The following is a 26,654-nucleotide window of genomic DNA, read 5'->3' as shown; positions in this document are numbered from 1 at the left end:
CATGGGCGTCGCGGTCGGCATATTCGCGCATCAGGAGGAACGGCGGATCGGCCCTTGCCTCGCGTCGCTGCCGCTCGAGCGCGCGGACAGCGTCTTCCATGTGCTGGTCAACGGATCGACCGACGCCACGGCAGATCGCGCGCGGAAGGCGGCCGGCGGGCGGGCGAATGTCATGGTTCACGATCTCGCCGCCGGGGGCAAGGCGCGGACCTGGAACCATTTTGTCCACCACCTGCTGACCGGCGGAGAAGATGCCGTCATCTTCATGGACGGCGATGCGGAAATCCTGCCCGGATCGATCGACGCGCTGGTGTCGGATCTCGCTGCGCAGCCAGGCGCCAATGCAGCGGCGGGGATGCCGGCAAATGGGCGATCCGCGGCAGCCTATCGCCGCAGCCTGCGCGAGGAACGGGGATTGTTCGGCGATCTCTATGCGCTGTCGGGGCGCTTCGTCGCGGCGATCCGGATGAAGGGCCTGCGGCTGCCCGAAGACCTGATCGGAGACGACGGGCTGGTCGCGGCATGGGCGCATACCGATCTGGGACGCGACGTCGACTGGCGGCGGGAGCGCATCCTGGCCTGCGAGGAAGCCGGCTTCCGCTGCGAGGCGGTCAGCCTGTTGCGGCCCTCGACCCTGCGCATGCAATATCGGCGGATGATCAACTATTCGGTTCGCTTTTATCAGAACCGGATCATTTCGGAGATCATGGGCCGGGAGGGCGTGGGCGGGCTGCCGGCACGGATGGATGCGCTTTATGGAGATTGGCTGCCGCGCTTCGCGCCGCGAGCGCTGCCCGCGGGATGGTTCGACCGGAAAGCGCTGGCGCGGATGCGGGCTTCCGCGCAGGGGAATTAGAGCTTGATGTAGCGTGGGGAAAAAGGCCCAAGAAGAAATCTCTCTCCGGTCCTCTTTCGAAGATGACGGCGGATGACGCCTTATCTATCCCGCGCCGCCAGTTCCTTGTTGATGTAGAGCGCCACCATCGTCGCCACCGCGCCCGACAACAGGTAGATGCCAGAGGCGGCCAACCCGAATTTCACGGACAGCAGCAAGGCCACCAGCGGCGCGAAACCCGCGCCGACCAGCCAGGCCAGGTCGGACGTCAGCGCCGATCCGGTATAGCGCGTTTCCGTCGCGAAATTGGACGCGACCACGCCGGACGACTGGCCGAAAGCCAGCCCCAGCAGCATGAAGCCCAGGATCATGAAGGCCACCTCGCCCAGGTCGCCGCCGTTCAGCAGCAGCGGCGCCATGACGCTGAATATCGCTATGCCTAGCGCCGACCATGCCAGCAGCGAACGACGACCGATCTGGTCCGCGATGAAGCCCGAAACGACGATCGCCAGCAGGCCGACCGACGCGCCGATCATCTCGATGATCAGGAAGCGCTCCAGCGGCTGGTTGGTGAAGAGTGCGACCCAGCTCAGCGGGAACACCGTCACCATGTGGAACAGCGCGAAGCTGGCCAGCGGGGCGAAGGCGCCGATGACGATGTTGCGTCCTTCCGCCCTGACGGTGGGCAGCACTTCGGAGGGTTGCAGGTCTTTCTGCTCGAACAGCCGCTCGAACTCATGCGTCACCACGATGCGCAGCCGGGCGAACAGCGCCACCACGTTGATCGCGAAGGCGACGAAGAAGGGATAGCGCCAGCCCCAGTCGAGGAAGTCCGCCCGCGACAGGGTCATCAGGAAGAAGGCGAACAGCCCGCTCGCCACCAGCAGGGCCAACGGCGCGCCGAGTTGCGGCACCATGGCGTACCAGCCGCGCTGATGCCGCGGCGCGTTGAGCGACAGCAGCGACGCCAGCCCGTCCCAGGTGCCGCCCAGCGCGACGCCCTGCGCGGCGCGCAAGATGATCAGGACTAACGCAGCATAATGGCCAATCGTGGCATAACCGGGCATGAACGCGATGGACGCGGTCGAACCGCCGAGCAGGAACAAGGCGACCGTCAGCTTCGTTCCGCGCCCGAAGTGGCGGTCGATCGCCATGAAGATCAACGAACCGATCGGCCGCGTAATGAAGGCGACAGCGAAGATCGCGAAGGAATAGAGCGTGCCCGTCAGCGCATCCACATAGGGGAACACCAGGCTCGGAAACACGATGACAGAGGCGATGGCGTAAACGAAGAAATCGAAGAATTCGGAGGTGCGACCAATGATCACGCCAATGGAAATATCACCCGGCGCGATCTTGTGGTCCCGCGCATTGATCAGGCGCGCATCATCCTCCAGCGAGCGGGAGGTGAAGGTCATGGCCGGTGAACTCATAGGCATCCGCTCCTTGGGCAAGCCTCCTCAAACGTCTTCTGTTCCGCCGGCGGCCATGGACAGGCAACATAGCAGAAAACCCGCAGAGTCTAAGCGGTATCCCGCAATTCATGCATTTTTTGCACCTGCGTACAATAGGACAAACTGTCCACTGTTCGACTCCTCGCGGAAGCGGTAGGCGCGGCCCATGCCACATCCCACCTCCCTGGACTGGACCCCGATTTTCCGAAGGTCCGCTCCGCTCCTGGCACTGCCGCTGACGGCCTGCGACTGGGTCGTGATGAACCCGTCGGGCGATATTGCGATGCAGCAGCGCGATCTGATCCTGATCTCGACCGCGCTGATGCTGCTGATCGTCGTTCCGGTCATGGCGCTGGTCGTCTTCTTCGCCTGGCGCTACCGCGCGGCGAACGAGGCGGCGGACAAGGATTACGATCCGGACTGGGATCATTCCACCAAGCTGGAACTGCTGATCTGGTCCGCGCCGCTGCTGATCATCATCTGCCTGGGCGCGCTGACCTGGGTCAGCACGCACAAGCTGGACCCCTACAGGCCGCTCGACCGCATCGACGCGAAGACGGCGGTCGACCCCCGTATCAAGCCGCTGACGGTCGAGGTCGTGGCGCTCGACTGGAAATGGCTGTTCATCTACCCCGAACTGGGCATCGCCACGGTCAATGAACTGGCGCTGCCGGTCAATGTGCCGGTGCGGTTCGACATCACCGCCTCGACGGTCATGAACAGCTTTTACGTGCCTGAACTGGCCGGCCAGATCTATGCCATGCCCGGCATGAAGACGCAGTTGCACGCGGTCGCCAACCGGCCTGTCGCGGGCACCGGCATTTCCGCCAATTATTCGGGCGCCGGCTTCACCCACATGCGCTTTACCTACCGTGCGCTCGACAGGGCCGGGTTCGATGCCTGGGCCGCCAGGGCGAAGGCGAGCCGCGCCCGCCTTGACCGCGACGCCTATCTGGCCCTGGCCAAGCCGAGCGAGAAGGCGCCCGTCGCCTATTTCTCCGCTTTCGACCCCAAGCTGTTCGATGCCATCGTCAATCTGTGCCCGCGGCCCGGCCAGCGCTGCATGGGCGAGCTGATGCACGTCAACATGATGGGCGGCGCGGGCAAGGAGTCGGCGCGCGACACCAAGGGTCTGCGCTACGATTTCCCCAACAGCCATGTGATCGAACAGTCGGACGAGAATAAGGGGCAGGAAACCGCACCCGACGCTCCCGCGGCTTCGAACGCCCCTCTCAATCACTCTTCCCACGGCGGCGCTGAGGCGCACGCGCAGCATCGGTAAGGCCCATGACCGGCACAATGACAACCGCACAGATGATCTTCGGTCGCCTGACATGGGACAGCTTCCCATGGCATGAGCCCATCATCGTCGCGACCTTCGTCGCGGTGGTGCTGGGCGGCGTCGCCCTGGTCGCGGCGCTCAGTTATTTCCGGCTCTGGGGCTATCTCTGGAAGGAATGGTTCACCAGCGTCGATCACAAGAAGATCGGCATCATGTACATGGTGCTGGGCCTCGTCATGTTCCTGCGCGGCTTTGCAGACGCGATCATGATGCGCATCCAGCAGGCGTGGGCCTTCAACGGTTCCGAAGGCTATCTGAACGCCCATCACTATGACCAGGTGTTCACCGCGCACGGCGTCATCATGATCTTCTTCGTGGCGATGCCGTTCATCACCGGCCTGATGAACTATATCGTCCCGCTTCAGATCGGCGCGCGCGACGTCAGCTTTCCCTTCCTCAACAATTTCAGCTTCTGGATGACGACGGGCGGCGCCGTGCTGGTCATGATGTCGCTGTTCCTGGGCGAGTTCGCGCAGACCGGCTGGCTGGCCTATCCGCCGCTGTCGGGCATCGCCTACAGCCCGGCCACGGGCGTCGATTACTATATCTGGGCGTTGCAGGTGGCGGGCGTTGGCACGACATTGTCCGGCATCAACCTGATCGCGACCATCGTGAAGATGCGCGCGCCGGGCATGTCCCTCATGAAGATGCCGGTGTTCACCTGGACCTCGCTCTGCGCCAACGTCCTGATCGTCGCCTCCTTCCCGATCCTGACCGCCACGCTCGTCCTGCTCTCGCTGGACCGCTATGCCGGCACCGCCTTCTTCACCAATGATTTCGGCGGCAATCCGATGATGTACGTCAACCTCATCTGGATCTGGGGCCATCCGGAGGTCTATATCCTCATCCTGCCGCTGTTCGGCGTCTTTTCCGAAGTGGTGTCGACCTTCTGCGGCAAGCGCCTCTTCGGCTACACCTCCATGGTCTATGCGACCTGCACCATCATGGTGCTGTCCTATCTGGTGTGGCTGCACCATTTCTTCACCATGGGTTCGGGCGCCAGCGTCAACAGCTTCTTCGGCATCACGACGATGATCATCTCGATCCCCACCGGCGCCAAGCTGTTCAACTGGCTGTTCACCATGTATCGCGGCAAGATCCGTTTCGAGCTGCCGATGATGTGGGCCGTCGCCTTCATGCTGACCTTCACGGTCGGGGGCATGACCGGCGTGCTGCTTGCGGTTCCGCCTGCGGACTTCGTGCTGCACAACTCGCTGTTCCTGATCGCGCATTTCCATAATGTGATCATCGGCGGCGTGCTGTTCGGCCTGTTCGCGGCGATCAACTACTGGTGGCCCAAGGCCTTCGGCTTCAGGCTCGACGTCTTTTGGGGCAAGGTCAGCTTCTGGTGCTGGAACATCGGTTTCTGGCTGGCCTTCGGTCCGCTCTACGTGCTCGGCCTGATGGGCGTCACGCGCCGCCTGCGCGTGCTGGACGATCCGTCGCTGCAACCCTGGTTCGTCGTCGCCGCGATCGGCGCCGCCGTCATCGCCCTGGGCATCGGCGCCATGCTGATCCAGTTCGCCCTGTCCATCTGGAAGCGCGACGAGCTTCGCGATCCGACCGGCGATCCCTGGGACGGCCGCACCCTGGAATGGGCGACCAGTTCGCCCCCGCCGGACTATAATTTCGCCTTCACTCCCGTCGTGTACGACGGCGACACCTGGGCGGACATGAAGAAGAACGGCTATCAGCGCCCGCTGAGCGGCTATCAGCCGATCCACATGCCGAGCAGCACGGGCGCGGGCGTGATCCTGGCCGGGCTGGCGACGCTGTGCGGCTTCGCGCTCATCTGGTACATCTGGTGGCTTGCGGGGCTGAGCTTCATCGGCATCGTCGCCGTCGCCATCGGCCATAGCTTCAACTACAAGCGCGACTTCCATATCCCGGCGGATGTCGTCACGCGCACCGAGGAAGATCGCACGCGCACCCTCGCGGCGTTGGGAGCCTGACACGCATGAGCAGCGCAACTGCACCTATGGAACCCAAGGCCTATCACCTGGCCGAGGAACCGCACCTCCACGAAGGCCACAGCACCATGCTGGGCTTCTGGATGTATCTGATGAGCGATTGCCTCATCTTCGCCATCCTCTTCGCCACCTATGCGGTGCTGGGCGGCAGCTATGCAGGCGGGCCGGGGCCGAAAGACCTGTTCGACCTGCCGCTGATCGCGCTCAACACCGCGATGCTGCTCTTCTCCTCCATCACCTACGGCTTCGCCATGCTGGCGATGGAGAAGAACCGGGTCCGCGCCACCCAGGGCTGGCTGTTCGTCACCCTGCTGTTCGGCGGGGCGTTCCTGTTCATCGAACTCTACGAATTCTCGCATCTCATCCATGAGGGCGCGGGGCCGTGGCGTTCCGCCTTCCTCTCCTCCTTCTTCACGCTGGTCGGCACCCACGGGCTGCACGTCACCTTCGGTTCGATCTGGCTGGTGACGCTGATGGCGCAGGTCGCGAAAAAGGGCCTGATCCCCGCCAACAAGCGCCGCCTGATGTGCCTTTCCATGTTCTGGCACTTCCTGGACGTCATCTGGATCGGCGTCTTCACCTTCGTCTATCTGATGGGAGTCCTGCGGTGAGCGACGCTGTCCATTCCCACGATCACGGCCATTATGAAGAAGGCGCGCATGGCAGCTTCGGCAGCTACATGATCGGCTTCGGCCTGTCGGCGATCCTGACGGCCATTCCATTCTGGCTGGTGATGAGCGGCGCGCTGAACGATCCGCAACTGACCGGCGTCGTCATCATGGGCTTCGCCGCGGTGCAGGTGGTGGTCCACATGATCTACTTCCTGCACATGAACACCCGCGTGGAAGGCGGCTGGTCGTTCATGGCGATGATGCTGACCGTGGTGCTGGTCGTCATCGTCCTGTCGGGATCCTTGTGGGTCATGTATCATCTGAACGCCAACATGATGCCGCACGCGCAGATGGAGATGGACATGGGTCCGACCCAGGAAATGCGCGCCATGCACAATATGAGCGAAATGCCGTGACAACGGCCCGCGACGGGAAGCGCTCCCGGCGCTCCCCGGCCTTTCCCATCGGCCCGACGCTGATCGCCCTCCTCCTTTTCGCCGGATTTTGCGCGCTGGGCGCCTGGCAGGTCCAGCGCCTCGCCTGGAAGCGCGACCTGATCGCCCGCGTCGACGCCCGCATCCACGCGCTCCCCATTCCCGCCCCCCGCTCCGCTGGCAGGGCCGACGAATATCGCCGCGTGCGGATTTCGGGCCATTTCCTCCATGACAAGGCCGCGCTGGTGCAGGCCGTGACGGTGCGCGGACCCGGTTTCTGGGTGCTGACCCCCCTCGTCACCGACCAGGGCTTCACCCTGATCGTCAATCGCGGCTTCGTGCCGCCCGACAGGCGGCGGGATTATGCAAGACCGCCGGGCGAGGTGCATGTGACGGGCCTGCTCCGCCTCAGCGAGCCGGGCGGCGGCTTCCTGCGCTCCAACGACCCGGCGGCCGACCGCTGGTATTCCCGCGACGTCGCCGCCATCGCCGCGGCGCGGGGGATCAGCGGCCCGCTCGCCGATTATTTCATCGACGCGGACGCCGCCCGCGACCCCGACAGCTTGCCCGTCGGCGGCCTTACCGTCGTCAAATTCCCCAACAGCCACCTGCAATATGCGATCACATGGTTCGTGCTGGCGGCGATGGTCGCGGGCGGGTACATATTGGTCATGCGACAGGCGCGAAAAGACCGCCGGGGATGAACCGGACCCTGCCGATCAGCACCCTCTGGCAACCCAGCCAGTGGCCCGCCGACGCCGCCGGGCGCAAGAATCTGGCGCTGCTGGTGCAATTGCGCTGGCTGGCGATCGCGGGCCAGCTCATCACCATAGTGGCGGTGCATTTCGTCATGGGCATCCGCCTGCCGCTGGCGCCGATGCTGCTGCTCGCGGGCATGGCAATGGCGATGAACGGCCTCAGCCTGGGCGTGCTGCGCAGGCGGACCGACGTGTCCCATGCCGAACTGTTCCTGTCGCTGCTGTTCGACGTGCTGCTGCTGACGGCGCAGCTTTATCTTTCCGGCGGGGCGACCAATCCCTTCATCTCCCTCTATCTGGTGCAGGTGGCGCTGGGCGCGGTGCTGCTTGATCGCTGGAGCATCTGGGGCATCGTCTTCGTCTCGGCGCTGTGCGCGGGGCTGCTGGCGCTGCATTACCGGCCGCTGGATCTCAACGGCGCGCTGGAAGGCCATCTGTTCGACCTGCATATCGTCGGCACCTGGATCTGCCTCACCATGGTCGCGGTGCTGCTGGTGTTGTTCATGCTGCCGGTGACGCGCAACCTCCAGGCGCGGGAGGCCTATCTCGCCCGGCTGCGGCAACAGGCGGCGGAGGAGGAGCATATCGTCCGCATGGGCCTGCTGGCGTCGGGCGCGGCGCATGAACTGGGCACGCCCCTCTCCCAGCTTGCGGTGGTGCTGGGCGACTGGAAGCATATGCCGGAGGTGACGGAACACGCCGCCCTGGTCGAGGAAGTGGAGGAGATGCAGGCCGCCGTGCAGCGCTGCAAGCAGATCGTCACCGGCATCCTCCTTTCCTCCGGAGAGGCGCGGGGCGAGGCGCCGGAAGTCACCAATGTGCGCGATTTCATCGAGGGCATCGCCATGGAGTGGCGCAGGGCCAATCCCGGCATGCCGCTGCGCTGCGATTTCGGGCCGCACGACTATCCCCGCATCGTCGCCGATCCGGTGATCCGCCAGGCGATCGGCAACCTGCTCGACAATGCGCGAGAGGCGGGCGCGACCTATATCGACCTGCTCGTCGGGCGCGACTGCAGCTCGCTCAACATCGCGGTCCGCGACAATGGCAGCGGCTTTTCGCAGGCGATGCTGGAGGATTTCGGCAAGCCCTATCGATCGAGCAAGGGCAAGGAAGGTCACGGCCTGGGCCTGTTCCTTGTGGTCAATGTCGTGCGCAAGCTGGGCGGCAGCGTCAGCGCGAGCAACGGCGCCGACGGCGGGGCGCTGATCCTGCTGCGGCTGCCGCTGGGCACGGTGGCGCTGGAGGAGACGACTGCATGACGGATCGCCTGCTGGTGATTGTCGAAGATGACGAGGCGTTCGCGAAGACGCTGAAGCGCTCCTTCGAACGGCGCGGCTATATGGTGCTGACGGCGGACAGCCACGCGGCGCTGGAAAGGGTGCTGGCGGGCAACAGGCCGGGCTTCGCCGTGGTCGACCTGAAGCTGGGCGCGGAGTCGGGGCTGGTGTGCGTGCGAACCCTGCATGCCCATGATCCCGCGATGGTGATCGTTGTGCTGACCGGCTTCGCCAGCATCGCGACGGCGGTGGAGGCCATCAAGCTCGGCGCGTCCAACTATCTGGCCAAGCCGTCCAACACCGACGACATAGAGGCGGCGTTCGCCCGATCGGCCGGCGATCCGTCCACGCCGCTGGCGCCGCGTCCGACATCGATCAAGACGCTGGAATGGGAACATATCCATGAAGTGCTGAAGGACAGCGACTTCAATATCTCCGAAGCGGCGCGGCGATTGGGCATGCACCGGCGAACGCTGGCAAGGAAGCTGGCGAAACGGCAGGTGGGTTGAAGGAGATTTCAGCTAGGGAGTGAACGGGCCGGAGCGCGACTCTTTCTTTTGGGTAGCGTCCTGCTCCCGCGCAGGCACTGGAGCGAGGCGCACCGCTCGCAGGAATCTGGTCTGGACGCAGTGATGCCCATTCACGGCGGGTCTGGGCTCCTGCCTTCGCAGGAGCACGGCGCGCGAAGGGAAAGAGAGCATGGCCAAGCGGAGAACCGATTCCCACCCTTGGACAGGCAGGCTCTTCCGCACGATCTTCTAAGCCCCGAATCCCACGGAGAGGAATTCCGGAACCGGCCCGTTCCAGCCGTCGTCCGGGCCATCGTCCACCTGTTCCGGCCGCCGCGGCCGGGCGCCATTGCCTTCGGGCCGCGCAGCGCGGGGTTCTTCGCGGCGGCGGTCGTCGCGCCGCTTGTCGCTCTTGCGCTCCTTGTCCGGACGGCGCGGCTCCTGCTTCTCCCTTTCGGCGGGGGCAGCGGCCGCCGGCGCGTCAATCGTCTCGATCTTCTGCTTGATCAGCTTCTGGATATTGTCGATGGCCTCGGCATCGTCCGCCGTCACGAAGGTATAGGCGACGCCCTTCGCCCCGGCGCGGCCGGTGCGGCCGATGCGGTGGACATAATCGTCCGGATGCCAGGGCGCGTCGAAGTTGAACACATGGCTGACGCCCTTGATGTCCAACCCGCGGGCCGCCACGTCCGACGCCACCAGTATGTTCACCGTCCCCGCACGGAACCGCTCCAGTTCCGCGATGCGCGCCGACTGGTCTATGTCGCCGTGGATCTCGCCCGACCTGAAGCCGTGGCGCTGAAGGCTCTTGTTGAGTTCCCGCACCGTTGTCTTGCGGTTGCAGAAGATCACCGCGCTCAGCACATCCTCCGCTTCCAGCATCGCGCGCAGCGCTTCCCGCTTCTTGCGCGAATCCACCTTCACCAACCGCTGGGTAATGTTGGTGGAGGCGGTCGCGGGCCGCGCCACCTCGATCGACTTAGGATTGCTGAGGAAGCGGTCGGCCAGCTTCTTGATCGGCGCGGGCATGGTCGCGGAAAACAGCAAAGTCTGCCGCTGGGCAGGCAGCTTGGTGCAAATTTCCTCGATGTCAGGGATGAAACCCATGTCGAGCATGCGGTCCGCTTCGTCGATCACCAGCATGCTGCAACCGTTGAGCAATATCTTGCCCCGCTGGAACAGGTCCATCAGGCGACCTGGCGTTGCGATCAGCACGTCCACGCCCTTTTCCAGGGCCTTGAGCTGGTCGCCCATCTGCACGCCGCCGATCAGCAGCGCCATGTTGAGCTTGTGATACTTCCCGTATTTCTCGAAATTCTCCGCCACCTGGGCGGCCAGTTCCCGCGTCGGCTCCAGGATCAGCGAACGCGGCATCAGCGCGCGGGCGCGGCCATGGGCAAGGATGTCGATCATCGGCAGCACGAAGCTGGCTGTCTTGCCCGTCCCGGTCTGCGCGATGCCGATGATGTCCTTCATCATCAGCACGGGGGGAATCGCCTGCGCCTGGATCGGCGTGGGCGTGTCATATCCGGCCTCGCTAACGGCCTTCAATAATTCGTCGGATAGGCCGAGATCGGCAAAGGTCATTCAGATGTCCGGGACAGGAGGCTCTCCCCCCGCGTTGGAACACGCAGGGGAAATCGGGCGCGCCTTGCGGAAATATCGGCCTCTTGTCAAGAAAATCGCGAAGAGGATGGCGCTAATCGTCGGGTTCGGCCTGCTCCAGCCGGCGAAAACTGTCGATCGCGCAACTTGCCCCGCTGCGCGCCTGCAACTCGTCCCGCCCGGAACAGAGCGAGCCATCCTCATCGGGTTCGACATAGAAGCCGGAATAGAACCCCATGCTGTTGCACCCGCGCTCCAGCCTGGCGCGGTAACGATGATTGTCCGCCAGCAGCAGGTCTATGGCATTGTCCATCAATATGCTTGCGGAGCGAATCGAGCGCAGCGCGATGCAGCGCGGCCCCTTCCTTTCCTTCCAGTCGTCCCGCGCCTGGGGGACGGGACGAGCGGGGGCGCGTCCCTTCCTTGCCATCGGAACGCGGATGATGACGCGCTGCTCTATCGTCAGTTGCGCCCATTGCACGGGCTCGGCGGCTGACGCGGTGAACAGCAGCAGGACGGAATGAAACAAGTCGAACCCCTTTTGGGACGCAGACGCTATGGGCCAAAGGTTGAACCGTCGATGAATTCCAAGGCATAGGACAGTCCCATGACAGGACAAGATGTTATCGCCCGATTCACGGCCCTGCTGGGGGAAAAGCGCGTCGTGACCGATGCGGACGACATCGCGCCGTGGCTCAGCGACTGGCGCGGACGCTATCATGGCGCGGCGTCCGCCATTCTTCAGCCCGAAACGACGGAGCAGGTCGCCGCCGCCGTCCGCCTTGCCGCCGACCTTTCCGTGCCGCTGGTGCCGCAGGGCGGCAACACGTCCATGGTGGGCGGCGCCACGCCCCCGGCGGACGGCTCCGCGCTGATCCTGTCGCTCCGCAGGATGAACCATATCCGCAGCCTGTCGCCGGACGACAATCTTGCCGTCTGCGAAGCGGGCGTGATTCTCTCCAACCTCCACGATGCCGCCGCCGCCGCCGGCCGTCGCTTTCCCCTGAGCCTCGGGGCCAAGGGTTCGGCCACCATCGGCGGCCTCATCTCCACCAATGCCGGCGGCACGCAGGTGCTACGCCACGGCACGATGCGGGCTTTGGTCGAAGGGTTGGAGGCTGTCCTGCCCGACGGCGGCATCTTCCACGGCCTGGATGCCCTCAGGAAAGACAATCGCGGCTATGACATCAAGCAGTTGCTGATCGGCGCTGAGGGGACTTTGGGGATCGTCACCGCCGCTTCGCTGCGCCTTGTCCCCGCCATTGCGGCGCGCGCGGTCGGCTGGATCGGCGTCCCCTCCCCCGCCGAGGCGCTCGCGCTGCTCCGGCTGTGCGAAGCGCATCTGGGCGACAGCGTCGAGGGGTTCGAGGTGATCGCCGACGATGGCCTCGGCCATGTCCTCTCGCACATCCCCGGCACCCGCTGCCCCATCGCGACCCGCACTCCCTGGCACGTGCTGGTCGAGGTGGACCATGGCGACCTGCGCGATCCCGGACCGGCCGAGCAATTGGAAGGCGCGCTGGCCGAGGCGCTGGAACGGGGCATCGCCGTCGACGCCGCCATCGCCGCCAATGAAGCGCAGGCGGAGGCCTTCTGGCGCATCCGCGAATCGCTGTCCGAATCCGAGCGGGCGCAGGGGCCGGCGCTGCAATATGACGTCAGCGTGCCGGTCGCCCGCATGCCCGCCTTCATGGTGGATGCGGCGGCAGCGGCGGAAAGGGCCTTCCCTGGGACCACCGCCTCCTCCTTCGGCCATCTGGGCGACGGCAACGTCCATTTCCATGTCCGCGCCCCCAAGGGCACGACCGATGGGCCGGGCTGGATCGCGGCGCATGGGCAGGCGATCAACGCCTTCGTTCATGACGCGGTGGTCGCGGCTGGCGGCTCCATCTCCGCCGAGCATGGCATCGGCCAGATGAAACGCGCCGAACTGGGCCGCCTCGCCAGTCCCGCGCGCCTCCACGCCCTGCGCGCGATCAAGGCCGCCTTCGACCCGCAGGGCATCATGAACCCCGACAAGCTGATCCCCAGGCCGGAGGAAGGCTGAAACCCGGCGCGCCCGCCGCGCCGGGCGTCGAAAGCGATTGCCTCCCGCATGCAAGGGCCTTATCCTGCCCGGCCCAGTATCATGCTCACGGCGCAAGGCAAAATGCGCCGCTTTTTGTTGGAAATGGACTAGCACATCATGGCAAGCGCGCCCGCGAACGGCCTTCCCGTCTTCTACAACGACCTCATCCCGCTGAGCAGCGTCGATCATGCCGCCTGGCGCAGCCGCACCGTCGATTCGGCACCGTTCCTGACGACTCAGCACGCCATTCCCCTGACGGTCGACGAATTCGTCGCCGCCCAGCGCTTCGTGCCGATTATCTTCTCCGCCGGGGACGAGCCGGTTCCGCTGGCGCTGATGGGCCTCAACGAAGGCGTCAACACCTTCCTCGACGACGAGGGCAAGCTGCGTGGCCCCGCCTATGTGCCCGCCTATGTCCGCCGCTATCCCTGGATGCTGGCGAAGCTGCGTTCCGACAGCGACGAACTCTCGCTCTGCTTCGATCCGACCAGCGACGCGCTCGGCACGTTCGAGGAAGGCCAGGCTCTGTTCGAGGATGGCAAGCCCAGCGAACTGACGCAGGGCGTGCTCAAATTCTGCGAGGATTTCGAGCAGGCGGCGGCGCGCACCGGCCAGTTCATGAAGGATCTGAAGGATCTCGACCTGCTGATGGACGGCGAAGTCGCCATTCAGGTGCCCGGCAATGAACAGCCCTTCGTCTATCGCGGATTCCGCATGGTGAACGAGGAAAAGCTGCGGGACATGCGCGGCGACCAGCTTCGCAAGATCAGCCAGAACGGCATGCTGCCGCTGATCCATGCGCACCTCTTCTCATTGCAGCTCATGCGTGAGCTGTTCGAGGCGCAGGTGTCCCAGGGCAAGGGGCCGATCGCGGTTCCGGCAGCGCCCCAGACAGCGGATGCTTAACCAAATTAAGCATTTATGACAGGGATTTAAGGAAAAAGGTTGCGCGGCGCCACTTGAAACTCCGCGCGGTTTTCTCTATTTACCGAACATACGGCGCACCTGCCCCCCTTTCGGGTGTGTCGTATGGGCGCCTCCCCCTTTTGGAGGCGTCTCCTCCCTGAACCTTGGCCACCCCATGCGAATCGCATGGGGTGGTTTTTTCTGGGTGGAGGGAAATTGCGCGAGTTTCCCTTGACGGCGCCGACGCGCTTTCCTAAACGCGGCCCCCTACTCGCCGCCCCACGCGGCCTGTGGCCCCTTCGTCTAGCGGTCAGGACGCGGCCCTCTCACGGCTGAAACACGGGTTCGATTCCCGTAGGGGTCACCACCTTCCTCTCTCGGAAGGTGCCATTTCATCTCGTAAATGGCTGTTTTCCGTAGGTTTTCTGTGATATACTCCGCTCATACGGAGTAGCTGTATATCACCGCATACCAACAATCCGATGGTAGATATGATGGTGTCCACCACTCCCTGATCGGGAGATACCATCATGGCACTTTCGGCGGTGGCGATCAAAGCCGCCAAGGGGCGGGAGAAGCCCTACAAGCTCACCGACGGGGACAGACCGTGCGGAGAAAGCCGCCGCTCCGCAGACGACCAAAGCCGGTCATTCATTCGGGAATGTGTGATGCTCTGAAGCGGACGCTGACGGAAAAACACCTGATTACCGTGCATCTACATCAGACTTTGCATCACAGATGATAGCGAATTCCAGATCGGCGGACACAGATGAGCCTGAACAATCGATATATCGTACTCTTTGCCGATTTTATTTAGAATGGCCGCTGCAATGCAAGTTCCAGTCGTGTTCGACGATATTCAAAAAAACTAATTGTAGATTTCGACCGTGCAAAACTCAGCCGCGCGACAGGCGAGAATCCCAACAAAATCCAGTTCCGATTGAGAACAGAAATGGTTGTTGCGGCTCTCCAATCGCGGCGTGTCTTTGCAAATCCGAAGAGTGGAGCATCGAACACCGTCCGCGCTGCCTCGATACTTCCTCCTACAGTAATTCCATTTCCAAGTTCAGCAAATGCACTCACACCTAGCCCTGCTTCTCGATAAGCGTAGCCAGGAGCGCGAGCAGACTGTCGCGACGCGAGAAAATCGATTTGCCCTAAGGCATGACTCCCGAGGGAGCGGCTAATCTGACCGTTCAAGCTCATAAAAGGTCCGTTTTGGCTTGGGTTTTGGAGATAATTGACTGATCTGAATTGAGGCTTCAGATCGACCTGCCATTGCGCTGAGATGGGCAGTTCAACGCGTAGCGCTGCTCCTAGAGCTCGCGAGTATATCTCTCGGCCATACCACCGAAACAGACCTGTTCCCGCAACGATCACTTGCGCGTTGCCAAACCGAAATTGTGGGCCGATTTCGATGCCCGCGACCTCATCATTAAAAGCCGAACGACGGTATTCCCGAGCGTTTCCGAATGCGCGGATGGACAATCCCACTGCTTCAGAGCGCCGCAACCGAAGTTCAACGTCGGCATTTGCAAAAACACCGACCCCTGATTTTTCGCGAGCATCGTTGTCCACGTTAAAGGGCAACCCGAACAAATCGACAATTCGGTCACGACCCGCTGAGTTCACGTTGGTATCCGGGGCAATTCCCCCTTCCACCGAAACACGCCATGTTCGTTGTGCCTGTATTGCGCGGCGGAAAAGTGAAATATTATGTTGCACAGACGTTGGGCTTCGCGCAGCGCTGAGCCTAAAATGATAATCTGCAGCTGCATATCGGTGCAGCAAAAAAAGTACCCGTGCAAGTTCGAGCCGGACTCTGGTGTCGTGAGGATCCCGCAATAGGAGGGTTCGGAAGCCCGCTTCAGCCAAAGACAAATTACCTTGAGCCACCGCAATGATGCCTGCGAGCAGAATTTGCTCGCGCGAGCCTTCATCATTTTGCTTGAGAGCATCGAGAATCAGGTTCGCATCGCCGATTTTGCCTGCAACCGCGAGATGCTCCCCAAGATCAAGCATCTGGCTCGCTGAAACCCCCTCAGTCGAAAGCATTGGTGCCGCTTGTTTTTCTGGCGCAGCATTGACGGCGGACGCAGATATTGCGAACGCGACCGAGAGCAAGCTGGGGAGGAAGCCAGCGTGTTTTTTGCATATGCGTGGGCGAGGCAAAATGAAACTAGTCTTTCGTAATGTTGTGATTCTGATGATGGGGCTGACGGTTGCATCTTGTGGGGGAGGCGGCAGCGGAGGTGTAGCATCGATGCCGACACCCACGCCTTCCCAGCCAGCTGCCGTCACCGCCCCCGTTTCATATCTTGCATCTTCACCTTCGGGAGGCAATCTGGACGCTCTGCCCGTTCATTACAAAACCGCGGATGCTAACAATCGCATTACCGGGACGGTAATTACGACAGCGGCGGAGGTAAGGATAACCGATATTCGCTACGATGGGTGCGCGGCGACAACTACGATGGCCGGTTGAGCGGCGACTATGATGGCCGGTAGGATCGGTTGTCTGGTCTGATCGTAGGGAGGGGCGCAGCCCCGACCGGAGAGCGGACCAGACAACCGGTGGCGATCTTTTTCCCCTTCTTTCGGGGGGCAGATCGGGGCTGTGGCGGGCGGTGGTATCGGAACACTCATCGAACAACGAGCGATGGGTTTGCGATGCCGGGCCACCACATTTCCGATCAGCAGGTATTTCTCTTCATGACCCATCGTCGCCAACACACCCAGGCCGTCGCGGCTGCCAAGGCCGGTATCAGCGAACGCAGCGCACGCCGGATCGAGAACGATCCGCAGCTTCCGTCCCAGAAGAAGAAGGAGCGCCACTGGCGCACCCGCGCCGATCCGCTCGAGCCATTCTGGCCACGTATAGAGGAGTTGCTCCAGATCGACGGTATCATTGCCGTCACGGTCTTCGAGACGCTCCAGGACGAGTTCGGCGAGGATGCTGTTCCCGATGCGATACGACGAACACTGGAACGCCGGATCGCCCGCTGGCGGGCACTGCACGGCGGCGAGAAGGAGATCTTCTTCCCGCAGCATCATGAGCCCGGTCGGCAGGGCCTGTCGGATTTCACGGTATGCGACAGTCTCAAGGTCACCGTTGCCGGCGAGACCCTGGCCTATCGCCTCTACCACTTCCGCTTGGCGGCGAGTGGCTGGGAGCATGCGGCTGTCGTGCTGGGCGGGGAGAGCTTTGCCGCCCTTTCGGAGCACCTGCAGGATGCGTTGTGGAAGCTGGGCGGTGCGCCGGCCGAACACCGCAGCGATTCCCTGTCAGCCGCCTACAAAAACCTCGACGCCGATGCGCAGCGGGATTTCACCCGAAGCTATGACGAGCTGTGTCGTCATTACGGCATGCTTGCTACCCGCAACAACCGCGGCGAGGCGCACGAGAACGGATCGATCGAAGGTCCCCATGCCCATCTCAAGCGACGGCTCGATCAGGCCTTACGCCGGCGGGGCAGCCGCGATTTCGTCAGCATCGAGGCCTGGCGCGAGTTCGTTGAGGCGCAGGTCGCCAGACAGAACCGGCGGCATGCTGCGCGCATCGATGCAGAACGCAGGGTACTCAAGGCGCTGCCCGCAAGGCGAACCACCGATTTCGCCATGGTCACCGTCGATGTCACCCGCAACGGCACCGTCGCCATCGATCGGGTTACCTATTCGGTGCCTTCCCGCCTCGTCGGACGGCGCCTCAACGCGCATCTCTTTGACGATCGCATCGAGCTCTTCCTCGGTCCAGACAGGGTAATGTCCACGCCGCGTGTGCGGATCAGTCATCCCCACCGGGGGCATAGCATCGATTTCCGGCACATGATCGGTAACCTGCGCCGCAAGCCCGGTGCACTGCGCAACCTCGTCTACCGCGAAGCCCTCTTCCCCGATCACGCCTACCGGCGGGCCTGGCAAGCCTTCGATGCCCAACTCGATGGACGGCAGGCCTGCCGCGATGCCGTCGCGCTGCTCGATATCGCCGCCAGGGGCGACTGTGTCGACGTGCTGGCTCGGCGGATCGATGAGGCTCTCGACAGCGGGCGCTTGCCCGATGTCGATGCGCTCAGGGACGAGTTCCTGCCAACCGCAAGATCGCAGCGCGATGTCGCTATCCCGCCACCCGATCTGCACAGCTACAACAGCCTGATCGCCAGCGGGGAGGTGCACTGATGACCCGCACCAAGGATCAGGCCGCCGCCGTACTGCCTACCCTGCTGAAGGCCTTGCGCCTGCCGAGCATCAACCGCAACTGGAAGCGCCTCACCGACACCGCCGATCGCGATGGCTGGCCGGCCGCCAACCTGCTGGCCTCGCTTCTCGAGATCGAGATGGCTGATCGCTCCTCCCGGCGCATCCAGCGCCATCGCGACCAGTCCGGCTTGCCCGCAGGCAAGACCTTCGCCACCTTCGATTTCGACGCCGCCCCCGGCATCCGCAAACCGCACCTCTTGTCCCTCGCCGCCGGTGACGACTGGATCGAGAACGGCGGCAACCTGCTGCTGTTCGGCCAGAGCGGGACCGGCAAGACGCACGCAGTTGCCGCCATTGGCCATGCCCTCATCGACACGGGGCGGCGCGTCCTGTTCTGCTCCACCACCGACATGGTCCAGAAGCTCCAGTCCGCGCGCCGCGACCTCAGCTTGCCCGCCATGCTCGACAAGCTCGACAAGTTCGATCTCATCGTGCTCGACGATCTGTCCTACGTCCGCAAGGACCAGGTCGAAACCAGCGCCTTGTTCGAGCTCATCGCCCACCGCTACGAACGCCACTCGCTCGCCATTACCGCCAACCAGCCATTTTCGGCATGGGACAACGTCTTCCCTGATCCCGCCATGACTGTCGCCGCGATCGACCGCCTCGTGCACCACTCGACCATCATCGAGATGAACGGCGAAAGCTACCGCAAGCGTTCCGCCGTCGCCCGCATCAACGCCGGCGATTACGACCCGCCCAATGGCGCCCCGGACCGGCCATCATAATTGTCGCTGGCTTCGCGCTCGGGAGCACCCTTGCTGAGGCAACGGGTAATTGTCGCCAGCGGCAATTACATGCCAACCATCCCATGCGCTTCAAACCCTCGCTTCCGGCCAGCGCCAGCGACAATTACCCAGCGTCGTAATTGTCGCTCGACGGTTGCTCCTCGCAACAGCAAATGGTAGCCAGAATTCACCAACCGGCGCGGCCACCTATCGGCCATCAAAATTGACGCCGACCGGACACCGTAATCGTCGCGCTACAACGATGGGTCATCCTATACAATTACTGCGAGAGATCAGGCGGGCAGTCAAAATGTCACTAATTTCCAATATGCCTCGGGCAACCGGACCGCATCAACACCTACCAATTTCGACACATTCCAGCGCAGTTTAACTTATGGTGATCTTGGGACGGTCGACAGCGGTCTCACCATCTTTCGTTCGACTGATTCATCCTCACATTTGGGCTACGTCAGCTATGGCATGTGGGAGGTAAAACAGAATACGGGAGCATCAAGAACTGGCTACCAGACATGGTTCCTGTTCGGCTCGCGCACACCTGACGCTGCCCGCTTGAATGCAGGAACTGTCACGTACAATGGCATTGCTGATGGTACGGCATATATCGGCGGAACCGCGCGGCGGTTAAGCGGAACAGGACAGGTCACGCGTAACTTTGCAAACGACATGACCACTACAAACATTGATCTTAAAGTAAATGATGGGCCGGGCGTAACAAATACGTTTGGCACGCTCCAACAGAGCAATACGTTTGGTAGTGATGCAACCACCACAAATGGTTTCTCTGGCAGGATCTTATTTGTTCCGTATGGGCCAAATGCCGAAGAGATTGGCGGAATTTTCTCACTGTCTAACCAAGTTAATGACACTGCCGTTGGAGTATTTGTCGGAAAAAGGTGATTAATTCGGGCGAACTTTGGGGGCTATATCACACCCCGATCCGGGCCTCGGCGGTGCTGCGCCGACGCAAGATGGCGGCGATATGGCGCTCGGCCACGCGAAATCGGTTAAAGGCGCGGGCCTAGGTCTGGCCGCTCGCGCCGATCCGCATCAGTGGGTTTCGACGATGATAATGCTGATGTAATCAATCGACGTTGCCGGAAGAAACTTCCTAGTGACGAAGCGACGAAGGACCGTAGGGGTCACCATTGGAAATAGAGCCGCTAACCTGATCTCCGGCCGCTATTGCTTCTGCAATATTCGGTCGTGGATAGGCGGCACAGGCGCGGGGGGCATTTCGTTGGGGTTTGCGCAAAAGGCATATCGGACCCACGCCCGGCCGCCCGCCGTGCCGCGAGGGGGCGCGGGCCGCGACGCGCCCGCAGCGCACCGCAGCCCGGACCGCTCGTCAAAACAGCTTCTTGAGCGTGATAGACCACTCGCGGCTGCGCCCGATCAGATTTTCCTGTACACCGAAGGTCTCGTTGAAAACCCCCGAATTATAATAGGCCTTGTCGAACAGATTGGTGACCTGGGCGCTGAAAGTCCAGCCGTCCGACAAGGATGCCGCGGTCAGGCTCGCATTGACCAGCGAATAGGCCGGCTGGGCGATCGCATCTGTGTTGATCGAGTCGAAATAGACCTTGGAGCGATACGACCAGTCCACGCGCGGCGTCAGTTCAACGTCGCCGATACTCATCGACTTCGACAGCGAAGCGTTGATCGACCAATCCGGCACCTGCTCGAACTTGCTCGACAGGGTGACGGCATTTCGCGTCAGTCCGCCATTCACCAGCGCCGCGTCTAGGCTGGTGTAACGTGCATCGAGGTAGCCCAGGCCGCCCTCCAGCCGCCATCCGCCGCCCGGCGCGAGCGACGCTTCAAGTTCCAGGCCGCGTATCCGTGCCGAACCGACATTCTTGATCTGCGGCGCCGGGCCCACGAAGACCTGGATCTGAAGATTGCTGTAGTCGGTGTTGAAGAAGGCTGCGTTGAGCCTAAGCCGGCGGCCGAAGGCATCGAGCTTGAAGCCGGCTTCGTACACCTTGACCGTTTCCGGATCGAAGCTCGGTATGCCGCCCGGCAGGATCGGGAGGGGCAGCGTGCGGTGCGTGAAGCCCCCGCCTTTGAACCCTTCCGAATAGCTGGTGTATAGGAGCAGCCCGTCGGCCGCCTTGTAGGCAAGGTTCACCATCGGCGTGAGGTCGCTATATTGGGTCGACGCCTGGCCCTGCTGAACCAGTTGGCCGGGCGCGAAAGGCGTACCCTCGGTTGGCCCCAGCGGGCAGATGACGGAAGGGTTCAGAACGCCGCAGGCGGGCAGCCCGCCCGGATATTGGGTGCGCGGATCGACGATGCCGATGCGGTTCGCGATGATGCCGCCCGCGGTCGCATCGTAAAATTTGCGGTCGCGCGTCCATCGCAGCCCAGGGGTCAGCGAAAGACGGTCGGTGATGTCGAAGGTGAGCTGGCCGAAGCCCGCTATGCTCGTGTTCCTGAAATAGCCGCCGACCTCGAACGAAAGCGGCGTGAAGGAGACCTGGTTGAGGTTGACCCCCGTTTCCCTGAAATAATAGGCGCCGAGGATCCATTTGAGCCGATCGCCGAACGCGCTCCCGAGGAGTTGCACCTCCTGGCTCACCTGCTCCTGATCGACCGGATCGTTGCCGTACCGGACGATTTCCAGCGGCGAATGGTCCCCGTCGCGATCGGATGCGCTTCTCAGCTTGCGATAGGCGCTTATCGATTTCAGATCGATGCTGTCGGAAAGCTCCAGGTCGATATTGAGGGCGGTGCCCCATATGTCGATGTTCGAAAAATCGGCGCCCGTTCCCTGGTTCGTCCGCGTGACATATTGGTTGTTGTAGCAGGCGCGATTGGCCGTATCCCCGGAAGGATTATAGGGCGCTGAGCCGTTCGGCGGCGACAGGCACGGCTGTCCGCCGAGGAAGGTCGCGAGATAATTGTTGAGAAGCGCGAAATTGTCGGTCGGGGCGTCGCCGCTTTGCGAGGGGTAGATCTGTCCGCCCGGCGCGCTTCCGTTAAGGTCGATGACCGGAAAATTGAGCGTGCTGCGGTAGCCGCCTGTGGCGGCGACGACGGCCGGCGGGAAGGCGCCGTCAGGCGGCGCGATGACATGCACCGTGCCGTTTTGCGGCGTTCCGAACGCCACGCCGGGAGGAAGCGGCGTGCCGCCCGCGGTCAGCGCCAGCGGCAGATTGTCGGGATTGAATATCCGCGACCGATAATCGATGCCGGTCAGGCGGAATGCGGGGCCATGTTCCCGCACGCGGGTGCCGTCGACCGACCAGTTCAGGGTCATGCGGCTCGACGCCTTCCAGCGCAGGGCGAAGCGCCCGACGAGGCGCTGTTCATTGCCAAGATCGCGCCCGTCGCTACGGCGGACATTGCCGTCGCGATTGATCGTCGCGCCGGACAGGGTGACGGCGAGGCTATCGGTCAGCGGCAGGTTCAACGATGCCTTGAAGTCCCGCCGCCGATAGTTACCGATCGTGAGCGCTACGCTCCCCGAAATATGATCGAAGTCAGGCTGTCGGGAAGTGATGCTGACCGCGCCGCCGATCGTGTTGCGGCCGAAAAGCGTTCCCTGCGGACCGCGCAGAACTTCGACGCGATCGATGTCCACCAGGTCGAGCAGCCCGCCGACCGACCGCGCGATATAGACGCCGTCGAGATAAAGGCCGACGCCCGGTTCGGTGAAGGGCGAAAAATCCTTTTGCCCGATGCCGCGGACATAGATGGCCGGCGAACTCTGCGCGCCGAAGCCCGGACTGTTCGACAAGGTCAGGTTGGGCGTCGATCCCGCAATCGCGTCCACGCGCGTCGCCCCCCGCGCTTCGAGCGTCTCGTTGCCGAAGGCCGATATGGCGATGGGGGTTTCCTGAAGATTCTCTTCCCGCTTTCGCGCCGTCACGATGATGTCGGCGATCACGTCGGCAGGCAGCCCGGCCTTCGCCTGCGGCTCCGCCAAAGGCGCGGTCTGGGCGGAAGCGGCGGATGCGGCCGCCAGCGCGGCGAGCGCGCCGCCGCAATATAGTCCTTTCATCATTTCCCTCTCCCCCAATCGTCGACCGCATCCGTTGCGGCCCCTATTTTCTCTGGAATCGCTCCAGCTTCTCGCGATCGATCTCGATGCCGAGGCCTGGCCCTTCGGGCAGCCAGAGCGCATGATCGTGATAGTCGGCAGGCGCGACGCAGATATCCTCGCCGATCAGCATCGGCCCGATCGTCTCTCCGCCGAGCGGCAGAGCCGGAAGGCTCGCGGCAAGATGCATGTTCGCCGCCGTGCCGATCGAGGATTCGAGGAAGGTTCCCATATAGACGGGAATGCCCCCCGCATTCGCGATGTCGGCCATGGCGCGGGCGTTGCGCAGCCCGCCGGATTTCATGATCTTGAGCGACAGCAGGCTGGCGGCGGCGCGCTTGACCACCTCCACCGTGTCGTGGACCGACAGGACGCCCTCGTCGATCATGATCGTGGTGCCGCTGGACCGGGTCAGGCGCGCCATCGCGTCGAGGTTCCAGCGGGCCACCGGCTGTTCGACCATCTCGACGCCGGCCTCGCGCAGCTCGGCGATCGCCCGGACGGCAGTCGCCTCTTCCCAGCCTTCATTGGGATCGACCCGCAGCTTCGCCCGCCCTTCAAGGGCGCGCGCCAGCCGCTTTGCGCGGGCGAGGTCTTCCGCGATGGGCAGCGCGGCCATCTTCAGCTTGAAGGCGCCGGCGCGTCCGAGCGCCAGCATCTCTTCGGCCTCGTCGATTTCCTGCGCGACATCGCCCGTCGCCAGCGGCCAGGCGACGGGGAGCGAATCGCGCACCTTGCCCCCGAACAGGATATGCAGCGGCACGTCGAGGATCTTTCCCGCGCCGTCGAGCAACGCCATCTCGATCCCCGCCTTAGCGAAGCCGTTGTTGCGGACCTTCTCGTCCAGCTTCGCCATCAGGCGGGTCGGCGCGAGCAGGTTCTCGCCCACGAGCAGCGGCGCCAGATAGCGGTCGATCGTCGCCTTGATCGCCTCGACGCTGTCGCCGCTCCACCAGGGGCCGCAGGGCGTGACGGCCTCGCCGATGCCCGTTACCCCGTCTTCGGTCAGTATCTCGACAAGAACGATGCTCTGAAGGTGCGTGCCGAACCGCGCGAACTGCTGGAGCCGACGCAGCGGCAGGTCCACGATCCGCGTTTCGATGCTCCGTATCCTCGCCGTTTCGATGGGCGTCCGGCCGAAGACCAGCGCATCGCGCCCGCCGCCCGCTCCTTCCGACGCACGCCCTTGCGAAACCGCTGCCTTATCCATTCCCACCACATCCCTACGGCCCATATGTTCGGCAGCGATAGGAGGGCTGTCGCCTTACTGTAAAATACTATATCGACCACTATTCGATACGATTACCGCATAGCATGGGAGATGGGACATGGAATTTCGTCAGCTTCGCTACTTCGTCGCAGCGGCGGAATATGGCAATATCGGCACGGCGGCGCAGCGGCTGAACGTGTCCCAGCCGCCCGTGAGCCGACAGATCCAGGCACTGGAAGACGAGCTTGGCGTGCAGTTGCTGGTCCGGACGACCAAGGGGGTCAGCCTGACCGCGGCGGGACGGAGCTTCCTGGACGACGCCCGGGTCATCCTGACGCGAAGCCGGGATTCGCGCGACCGCTGCCGCGCCGCGGGGCGAGGCGATGTGGGCCGCCTGGCCATCGGCTATCTCGGCTCTGTCATCTACCAGGTTCTCCCCGCGCTGCTCCGGGATTTCCGCCGGGAGGTTCCCGAAGCGGACATTTCCCTCGCCCAGCTCAGCAAGCACGACATGGTCCAGGCGCTGCGCGACGGGGTGATCCATGTCGGGTTCGGGCGCTATTTTCCGGGCGAACCGGACATCATATTCGAAAAGATCCAGGACGAGCCGCTCTATGTCGCGACCGCCGACGAGCGGGCCGGAGCGCCCGACCGGCCAGTCGCGCTGGCGAGCTACAAGGATCGGCCCTTCGTGCTGTTTCCCAAGGGCGACCGGCCCAGCTTCGCCGACGAAATCATCGCGCTGCTCAAGGCGCGGGGCATTCAGCCGCGCATCGAGCATTTCGCCGAAGACGCGACCGCGGCCCTGGCGCTGACCGCGATGGGCGCGGGAGTCTGCGTGGTGCCCGCATCGCTCGCGGCCATCCATTGGCCCGGCGTCCGCTTCACGCCCCTGCTCGACGATGCGGTCGGTTCCCCGATCGTTTGCGCCTATGCCCAACATTGCGACGAACCGATCCTGCATCGTTTCCTGGGCGCGATCCGACGCTGACCGATGGCATACGATATTCGTATCGAGTAGCGGCATAATCAGTATTGGCGCGTATATCATCTTCGCTCTACTTTTTCCGAACTGCACAACAGAGCGAAGTGGGAGATGCCGATGGAGTCCGAACAGCTTGAGGCCGTAGTGATGGATATCGTCGCGGGAATACGCGACGCCATCATAAAGCATCATGTGACGGTCGATCAGTACCGCTTCGCCGTCGACTATCTCGGCCGGCTGGCGGACGCCAGGGAACTGCCGCTCCTCCTCGACGTCTTCCTGAACGTGGCCGCGGTCGACGCGGAAAACGAGGTGACGAAGGGTTCTCCGCAGGCGATCCAGGGCCCCTATTACAGGGAGGATGCGCCCGCCGTCACCGACCGGCTCAAGACCCTCGATCATGACAATGAGCGTCCGCTCGTCGTCCGGGGCCAGGTGCGCGACATCGATGGGTCCCTCCTGCCCGGAGCGGAGGTCGACATCTGGCACTCGACCCCGACCGGAAAATATAGCGGGTTCCACGACAATATCCCCGTCGATTATTATCGGGGCAAGCTGACGTCGGACAGCGAAGGCGCCTATCGCGTCGCGACCACGGCGCCGGTTCCCTACCAGATCCCCAACCAGGGCTATACCGGCGCGCTGCTGGAGGCGATGGGACGCCATAGCTGGCGCCCCGCGCACGTCCACTTCAAGGTGCGCAAGCCCGGGTTCAAGACGGTCACGACCCAGGTCTATTTCGAGGGCGGCCAATGGGTCGACAGTGATTGCTGCAGCGGCGTGCGCGACGATCTGGTCCGCCGGACGACGCAGGAGGACGGCGTCGATACGCTGACGGTCGACTTCGTTCTCGACCGCGCGGCCTGACCGACTTCCCGGAGAAATCCGATGTGCCATACGCAGCCGAGCGCGCGCTTTCCGGTCGATCCGCAAGGCGAGCCCTACTCCGCCCCCGCAGGGTTCGGGCTCGAAGGCCTTGTCTTCGGGGCAGGGCATCGCGCTCCCCCCGCGCTCCTCATCCCCGACATCTACGGGATGACGCCCTTCTATCGCGGCCTTGCAGCGCATCTTGCCCGGCAGGCGCCGGTTATCCTGCTCGATCCCTTCGCCTCCTTCGGTCCGCTCGCGCAATCGACGCGCGAGGCCGCGTTCGAGCGGCGCCACCGCCTGGACGACAGGCACTATGCCGATGCGCTCGAACGGCTGGTTCAGCACATCGGGGCGCGAGGGGTCATGGGCTTCTGCCTAGGCGGCAATTTCGTTCTCGAACTGGCGCGGCGCGGAAGCGATTGCGCGCTGCTTGCCGTCTATCCGTTTCCGCAGGGGCTTCCCAATGTCGCCCCGCTCGCGCCGCCGATCGATTATCTGCCGAAGATCGAAACGCCGGTGACGATCCTGCTGGGCGATACGGACGCGTCGGTCGGGGCCGAAAATGTGGAGGCGCTGGCGGCCTGCGTCGAGGGAAATCCGGCCGTTTCCCTGCATATATTTCGCGGCGTGGGGCACGGGTTCGTCACCGGCCTCGATTCGGACGAGCGTCCGCTTCGCGCCGCCGCGGAGGAGGCGCTCGCCATAGCCGAGCGGCTTTTCGATCCCAATCAGCCCGCGGAACCGGATTTCGGCCCGTCGGCATAGAAAC

Annotated in this window: 22 protein-coding genes and 1 tRNA gene; 17 read left to right on the top strand and 6 right to left on the bottom strand. The window is 63.3% G+C overall.

Annotation, left to right across the window (positions count from 1 at the left end; genetic code table 11):
• The first annotated feature begins 1 nt into the window (after window position 1).
• Window positions 2-856, top strand: a complete 855-nt coding sequence (locus tag SIDU_RS05010) for a glycosyltransferase family 2 protein (RefSeq protein WP_007684944.1) — start codon at window positions 2-4, stop codon at window positions 854-856.
• Window positions 857-936: 80 nt separating this feature from the next.
• On the opposite strand, the gene SIDU_RS05005 is transcribed toward SIDU_RS05010, so the two are convergent.
• On the bottom strand, window positions 937-2,268 hold the full coding sequence (locus SIDU_RS05005; protein ID WP_007684942.1) for an MFS transporter: 1,332 nt from the start codon (window positions 2,266-2,268) through the stop codon (window positions 937-939).
• Between the two features lie 187 nt (window positions 2,269-2,455).
• On the opposite strand from SIDU_RS05005, the gene cyoA reads away from it, so the two are divergent.
• The 7 genes from cyoA to SIDU_RS04970 are packed head-to-tail and all read left to right on the top strand — an operon-like array spanning window position 2,456 to window position 9,193.
• Complete coding sequence (gene cyoA / locus SIDU_RS05000; RefSeq protein WP_007684940.1) at window positions 2,456-3,571, top strand: ubiquinol oxidase subunit II; 1,116 nt, start codon at window positions 2,456-2,458, stop codon at window positions 3,569-3,571.
• 5 nt (window positions 3,572-3,576) lie between these two features.
• The gene (gene cyoB / locus SIDU_RS04995) at window positions 3,577-5,583 is read left to right on the top strand and encodes a cytochrome o ubiquinol oxidase subunit I (RefSeq protein WP_007684938.1); all 2,007 of its coding nucleotides are present in this window, start codon (window positions 3,577-3,579) and stop codon (window positions 5,581-5,583) included.
• Between the two features lie 5 nt (window positions 5,584-5,588).
• Window positions 5,589-6,212 (top strand): cytochrome o ubiquinol oxidase subunit III, encoded by a 624-nt coding sequence (cyoC, locus tag SIDU_RS04990; RefSeq protein WP_037510560.1) that lies wholly within the window; start codon window positions 5,589-5,591, stop codon window positions 6,210-6,212.
• A complete protein-coding gene (gene cyoD / locus SIDU_RS04985; protein WP_007684934.1) occupies window positions 6,209-6,628 on the top strand; it encodes a cytochrome o ubiquinol oxidase subunit IV in 420 nt (139 codons plus the stop codon). The genes cyoC and cyoD overlap by 4 nt, the downstream gene beginning before the upstream one ends.
• The gene (locus SIDU_RS04980) at window positions 6,625-7,350 is read left to right on the top strand and encodes an SURF1 family protein (RefSeq protein ID WP_007684932.1); all 726 of its coding nucleotides are present in this window, start codon (window positions 6,625-6,627) and stop codon (window positions 7,348-7,350) included. Before cyoD ends, SIDU_RS04980 begins: the two co-directional genes overlap by 4 nt.
• Complete coding sequence (locus SIDU_RS04975) at window positions 7,347-8,666, top strand: ATP-binding protein (protein WP_013040387.1); 1,320 nt, start codon at window positions 7,347-7,349, stop codon at window positions 8,664-8,666. The genes SIDU_RS04980 and SIDU_RS04975 overlap by 4 nt, the downstream gene beginning before the upstream one ends.
• Window positions 8,663-9,193 (top strand): response regulator transcription factor, encoded by a 531-nt coding sequence (locus SIDU_RS04970; protein ID WP_007687793.1) that lies wholly within the window; start codon window positions 8,663-8,665, stop codon window positions 9,191-9,193. Before SIDU_RS04975 ends, SIDU_RS04970 begins: the two co-directional genes overlap by 4 nt.
• Before the next feature lie 249 nt (window positions 9,194-9,442).
• On the opposite strand, the gene SIDU_RS04965 is transcribed toward SIDU_RS04970, so the two are convergent.
• Together SIDU_RS04965 and SIDU_RS04960 are read right to left on the bottom strand one after the other, a co-directional pair.
• Window positions 9,443-10,780, bottom strand: a complete 1,338-nt coding sequence (locus SIDU_RS04965) for a DEAD/DEAH box helicase (RefSeq protein WP_007687794.1) — start codon at window positions 10,778-10,780, stop codon at window positions 9,443-9,445.
• Window positions 10,781-10,892: 112 nt separating this feature from the next.
• Window positions 10,893-11,327 (bottom strand): hypothetical protein, encoded by a 435-nt coding sequence (locus tag SIDU_RS04960; RefSeq protein ID WP_007687796.1) that lies wholly within the window; start codon window positions 11,325-11,327, stop codon window positions 10,893-10,895.
• A 78-nt stretch (window positions 11,328-11,405) separates the two neighbouring features.
• Between SIDU_RS04960 and SIDU_RS04955 the strand changes: the two genes are divergently transcribed.
• From SIDU_RS04955 to SIDU_RS04945, 3 genes are all read left to right on the top strand, one after another.
• Window positions 11,406-12,845 carry an FAD-binding oxidoreductase gene (locus SIDU_RS04955; protein ID WP_007687798.1) on the top strand — a complete coding sequence of 480 codons (1,440 nt, stop codon included), beginning with the start codon at window positions 11,406-11,408 and terminating at the stop codon, window positions 12,843-12,845.
• Between the two features lie 138 nt (window positions 12,846-12,983).
• Window positions 12,984-13,772, top strand: a complete 789-nt coding sequence (locus tag SIDU_RS04950; RefSeq protein WP_007687800.1) for a SapC family protein — start codon at window positions 12,984-12,986, stop codon at window positions 13,770-13,772.
• A 292-nt stretch (window positions 13,773-14,064) separates the two neighbouring features.
• A tRNA-Glu gene (locus SIDU_RS04945) sits at window positions 14,065-14,139 on the top strand.
• A 446-nt stretch (window positions 14,140-14,585) separates the two neighbouring features.
• Here the strand turns inward: SIDU_RS04945 and SIDU_RS04940 are convergent.
• Window positions 14,586-16,073, bottom strand: a complete 1,488-nt coding sequence (locus SIDU_RS04940) for a surface lipoprotein assembly modifier (protein ID WP_233431872.1) — start codon at window positions 16,071-16,073, stop codon at window positions 14,586-14,588.
• A gap of 369 nt (window positions 16,074-16,442) precedes the next feature.
• On the opposite strand from SIDU_RS04940, the gene istA reads away from it, so the two are divergent.
• The 3 genes from istA to SIDU_RS19225 all read left to right on the top strand — a co-directional run bounded on the left by istA (window position 16,443) and on the right by SIDU_RS19225 (window position 19,675).
• Window positions 16,443-17,948 carry an IS21 family transposase gene (gene istA, locus SIDU_RS04935; RefSeq protein WP_007686498.1) on the top strand — a complete coding sequence of 502 codons (1,506 nt, stop codon included), beginning with the start codon at window positions 16,443-16,445 and terminating at the stop codon, window positions 17,946-17,948.
• Window positions 17,948-18,757 (top strand): IS21-like element helper ATPase IstB, encoded by an 810-nt coding sequence (gene istB / locus SIDU_RS04930; RefSeq protein ID WP_007686496.1) that lies wholly within the window; start codon window positions 17,948-17,950, stop codon window positions 18,755-18,757. Before istA ends, istB begins: the two co-directional genes overlap by 1 nt.
• A gap of 459 nt (window positions 18,758-19,216) precedes the next feature.
• The gene (locus SIDU_RS19225; RefSeq protein WP_073507123.1) at window positions 19,217-19,675 is read left to right on the top strand and encodes a transferrin-binding protein-like solute binding protein; all 459 of its coding nucleotides are present in this window, start codon (window positions 19,217-19,219) and stop codon (window positions 19,673-19,675) included.
• Between the two features lie 448 nt (window positions 19,676-20,123).
• Here SIDU_RS19225 and SIDU_RS04920 read toward each other — a convergent pair whose 3' ends face one another.
• Together SIDU_RS04920 and SIDU_RS04915 are read right to left on the bottom strand one after the other, a co-directional pair.
• Window positions 20,124-22,784: a TonB-dependent receptor gene (locus tag SIDU_RS04920; RefSeq protein WP_007688900.1), complete on the bottom strand. Its 2,661-nt coding sequence runs from the start codon at window positions 22,782-22,784 to the stop codon at window positions 20,124-20,126.
• A gap of 40 nt (window positions 22,785-22,824) precedes the next feature.
• Complete coding sequence (locus tag SIDU_RS04915; protein WP_007688898.1) at window positions 22,825-24,030, bottom strand: muconate cycloisomerase family protein; 1,206 nt, start codon at window positions 24,028-24,030, stop codon at window positions 22,825-22,827.
• Window positions 24,031-24,148: 118 nt separating this feature from the next.
• Between SIDU_RS04915 and SIDU_RS04910 the strand changes: the two genes are divergently transcribed.
• The 3 genes from SIDU_RS04910 to SIDU_RS04900 all read left to right on the top strand — a co-directional run bounded on the left by SIDU_RS04910 (window position 24,149) and on the right by SIDU_RS04900 (window position 26,650).
• Window positions 24,149-25,021, top strand: coding sequence for a LysR family transcriptional regulator (locus tag SIDU_RS04910; protein ID WP_007688896.1), 873 nt, complete (start codon window positions 24,149-24,151; stop codon window positions 25,019-25,021).
• Window positions 25,022-25,132: 111 nt separating this feature from the next.
• A complete protein-coding gene (locus SIDU_RS04905; protein WP_025771934.1) occupies window positions 25,133-25,882 on the top strand; it encodes a dioxygenase family protein in 750 nt (249 codons plus the stop codon).
• Window positions 25,883-25,903: 21 nt separating this feature from the next.
• On the top strand, window positions 25,904-26,650 hold the full coding sequence (locus SIDU_RS04900; protein WP_007688893.1) for a dienelactone hydrolase family protein: 747 nt from the start codon (window positions 25,904-25,906) through the stop codon (window positions 26,648-26,650).
• Window positions 26,651-26,654 lie beyond the last annotated feature (4 nt).

Origin of the sequence: Sphingobium indicum B90A (assembly GCF_000264945.2) — a bacterium.
GTDB classification, from domain to species: domain Bacteria; phylum Pseudomonadota; class Alphaproteobacteria; order Sphingomonadales; family Sphingomonadaceae; genus Sphingobium; species Sphingobium indicum.
This window is presented reverse-complemented; position numbering and strand designations above follow the sequence as displayed.